This is a genomic window from Pseudomonas alkylphenolica (assembly GCF_016009175.1).
GTDB lineage: Bacteria > Pseudomonadota > Gammaproteobacteria > Pseudomonadales > Pseudomonadaceae > Aquipseudomonas > Aquipseudomonas alkylphenolica_B.
In genome coordinates this window covers 1-3,392 of sequence record NZ_JADUCM010000067.1, presented here as the reverse complement: position 1 = coordinate 3,392, position 3,392 = coordinate 1, and the positions used below count along the sequence as shown (strand labels likewise).

Sequence of the window (3,392 nt, the reverse complement as noted above, 5' to 3'; positions counted from 1 at the left end):
CCGGCCGGTCCGGGCGCCCCCCCCCCCCCCCGGCGCCCCCCGCCCCTGTGGGAGCGGGTTTACCCGCGAAGGATACGTGGTGCGCCTCGGTATTTACTGGCTCCTCGCGCTTTGAACACTGGCCCGCGCCTGCGAACTTCCGTAGCATCCTAGCCCTTTTTCGCTGGCAGCCTTTTCCCCCATGAGAACTACTTCAATCCGTGCCGACATCCTGGCCGGACTCACCACGTCCTTCGCCCTGGTGCCCGAGTGCATTGCGTTCGCGCTGGTGGCGCACCTCAATCCGTTGATGGGGCTTTACGGCGCTTTCATCATCTGTACCCTCACCGCCCTGCTCGGCGGCCGCCCCGGGATGATCTCCGGCGCAGCCGGCTCCATGGCCGTGGTCATCGTCGCCCTGGTGGTTCAGCACGGCGTGCAATACCTGCTGGCCACGGTGCTGCTGGGCGGCCTGATCATGGTCGCCTTCGGCGTGCTGCGCCTGGGCAAGCTGGTGCGCATGGTGCCGTACTCGGTGATGCTCGGCTTCGTCAACGGCCTGGCGATCATCATTGCCCTGGCCCAGCTTGAACACTTCAAGCACGACGGCGCCTGGCTCAGCGGCCCGGCGCTGTACCTGATGCTGGGGCTGGTAGCGCTGACCATGGCCATCGTCTATGTGCTGCCGCGCCTGACCCGCAGCGTGCCGCCAGCCCTGGTCGCGATCCTGGCGGTGGGCGCCGGGGTCTATCTGCTCGACCTGCCGACCCACACCCTGGGTGATCTGGCGCATATCGCCGGTGGCCTGCCGGCTCTGACCTGGCCAGACATCCCGTGGAACCTGGAAACCCTGAAGATCATCGCACCCTACGCGATGCTGATGGCGCTGGTGGGGCTGCTGGAAACCCTGCTGACCCTCAACCTCACCGATGAAATCACCGAAAGCCGCGGCTACCCCAACCGCGAGTGCGTGGCGCTCGGCGTGGCCAACATGACGTCCGGCCTGTTCGGCGGCATGGGCGGCTGCGCGATGATCGGCCAGACCGCAATCAACCTCAGCTCGGGCGGCCGCGGTCGACTGTCCGGCGTCGTCGCCGGGGTGATGATCCTGATGTTCGTGCTGTTTCTTTCACCCCTGATCGAGCGCATTCCACTGGCTGCGCTGGTCGGGGTTATGTTCGTGGTGTCGCAGCAGACCTTTTCCTGGGCCTCGCTGCGCGTGCTGCACAAGGTACCGGTGAACGACATGCTGGCGATCATCGCCGTCACCGTGGTCACGGTGCTGACCGACCTGGCCACGGCGGTGCTGTGCGGAATCGTCATTGCCGCGATCAACTTCGCCTGGCAACAAGCCCGCGAACTGTACGCCGACAGCCATCTGCAATCGGATGGCAGCAAGTTGTACCGGGTTCACGGCACCCTGTTCTTCGCCTCGACCACGCCGTTTCTCAACCAGTTCGACCCGGTCAACGATCCGGCCGAAGTGACGCTCGACTGTCAGCACCTTAACTTTGTCGACTACTCGGCCATTGCAGCGCTCAAGACCTTGCGGGAGCGCTACAGCAACAACGGCAAACACCTGCGCGTGGTGCACCTGTCCGAGCGCTGCAAACAGCTGCTCAAGCGCACCGACCTGCACTACGGTTGAGCGCCGCCCTCAGGGCGCGCCGAACATCGCCGTCCAGTAGATCCCGGCATCACTCTTGGGGTCGACCGCATAAGCCGCGCCCAGCTCAGTGAACTGTGGGTTCATCAGGTTGGCGCAGTGGCCGGGGCTCGCCAGCCAGCCATCGACCACTTTGCGCGGGGTGTCCTGCCCGGCAGCGATGTTCTCGCCGGTCAGCTGGCCGGCGTAGCCTGCCAACTCCGCACGGTCGCCCGGCGTGCGGCCATCACGATCGACATGGTCGAGAAAGTTCTGGTTGGCCATGGCCCGGGTGTGGGCCTCGGCGGTGCTGGCCAAGGTCGCGTTCCAGGCCAGCGGCGTGGCGGCAGCAAAGTTTTGCGCGCCGCACTGACGCTGCTGGCCCCGCGCGGTATTGATCATTGCCAGAAGCTTTTGCCCTTCGGCCTGCCAGTCCCCCAGGCGCCCGGCCAGCAGCGGCCGTGCCAGGACAATGCGCCAGTCGCGGTCTTGCTGACTGACGCCGATATCAACGAACTGCGGGTCGAGCACTACCTGGCAGAAGCTTTCGCGCACCGCTTGCATCGCGCTCTGCGCATCGCGCGGGCCATTGAGGGTGATCGCCTGGACATTGACCATCGGGTAGTTGGCCTGGGCCAGCGCCGTGCGCAAATCCACACTGCCCCCGGCCGGCAGCACCAGGCGCGGATCGCTGGCCAGTGGCGGCAGCTCCAGCGACGCTTGCCCGCCGCAGCGCTGTGCCTGGCTGCGGTAGCTGTTGATCGAGTCGACCAGCTGTGACGGCTCGCTGGCCTGGACAACGGTCGCCACGGCCAGCGCCAGTGGCAGGCTGGCAAGACGCAAAACGGATGACAGGACGCGCATGCAAATCTCCCTTTAACGGACGCCGCCATCATGCGCGATGTAGCCCGTCGTCGAACAGCTGGAATGTTTTGAGCGCCGCGCGGTCGACCCTGTAACGGGAAGTTTTGCTCCCCTTACCTGACGAAGGTCACCGTATGCGCCTTGCAACGATTGTAACCTGCCTTTTACTGGCCTTCTCGGCCCCCCTGACACTGGCTGCCGAGACCAAGGCGCAAGTGGCCGAAGACAAAGCCCAGGTACTGGAACAGAAAGCCGCCGTGCAACCTGACGCCCCGCCGGCCCCCAAGAGCAAGGCCATCACCCAGACCGAAGTGCAGGCCGTAGACCCGGCAGGACAGGCCGCGCTGGACGATGCCATTACCTGCATGGCCCGTAGCATCTACTGGGAATCGAAAGGCGGCAAAGCGCCCGACATGGAAGCGGTGGCCAGTGTGGTAATGAACCGCCTGGGCCATGAAGGTTTTCCGGACACCGTGTGCGGCGTGGTCAAGCAAGGCAAGGAAACCGGCCATTGCCAGTTTTCCTGGTGGTGTGACGGGCGTTCCGATTCGGTGCAGGAAGAAACCCGCTACGCCCTGGCCAAGGAAATCGCCCGCAAGGCACTCAACCGCCAGCTGGATGACCGCACCAAAGGCGCGCTGTACTTTCACGATCGTCACGTGTCACCGGACTGGGCACGGGCGTATGTGAAGACCACCGAGACCGGGGACTTTCTCTTCTATAAACCGCGTAACGGCACAGCGCGATAGCACCTATGAGAGCCTGATCCTCAAGCCTCGGGGCTGCTGTGCCGCCCATCGCCGGCGCTGCCGGCTCCCACAAATGTGGGAGCTGGCGAAGCCTGCGATAGCGCGGCCCCCCCGCGCCCCAGACCGGACACCCCCCACCGGCTGGGGCCATGGCC

At 65.2% G+C, this 3,392-nt stretch carries 3 protein-coding genes; 2 read left to right on the top strand and 1 reads right to left on the bottom strand.

Translation table 11 applies throughout. The features are described from left to right. Nucleotides 1-181: 181 nt before the first annotated feature. On the top strand, nt 182-1,627 hold the full coding sequence (locus I5S59_RS26280) for a SulP family inorganic anion transporter (protein ID WP_197879181.1): 1,446 nt from the start codon (nt 182-184) through the stop codon (nt 1,625-1,627). Nucleotides 1,628-1,636: 9 nt separating this feature from the next. Here the strand turns inward: I5S59_RS26280 and I5S59_RS26275 are convergent, their stop codons facing one another. After that, on the bottom strand, nt 1,637-2,488 hold the full coding sequence (locus I5S59_RS26275) for a CAP domain-containing protein (protein WP_197879180.1): 852 nt from the start codon (nt 2,486-2,488) through the stop codon (nt 1,637-1,639). A gap of 134 nt (nt 2,489-2,622) precedes the next feature. On the opposite strand from I5S59_RS26275, the gene I5S59_RS26270 reads away from it, so the two are divergent. Further along, nucleotides 2,623-3,237: a cell wall hydrolase gene (locus I5S59_RS26270; protein ID WP_197879179.1), complete on the top strand. Its 615-nt coding sequence runs from the start codon at nt 2,623-2,625 to the stop codon at nt 3,235-3,237. The last annotated feature ends 155 nt before the right edge of the window (nt 3,238-3,392 follow it).

Bases quoted from the DNA above. Each gene is read 5' to 3' on its own strand.
- I5S59_RS26275 (WP_197879180.1), bottom strand. From the start codon at position 2,488: ATGCGCGTCCTGTCATCCGTTTTGCGTCTTGCCAGCCTGCCACTGGCG.
- I5S59_RS26280 (WP_197879181.1), top strand. From the start codon at position 182: ATGAGAACTACTTCAATCCGTGCCGACATCCTGGCCGGACTCACCACG.
- I5S59_RS26270 (WP_197879179.1), top strand. From the start codon at position 2,623: ATGCGCCTTGCAACGATTGTAACCTGCCTTTTACTGGCCTTCTCGGCC.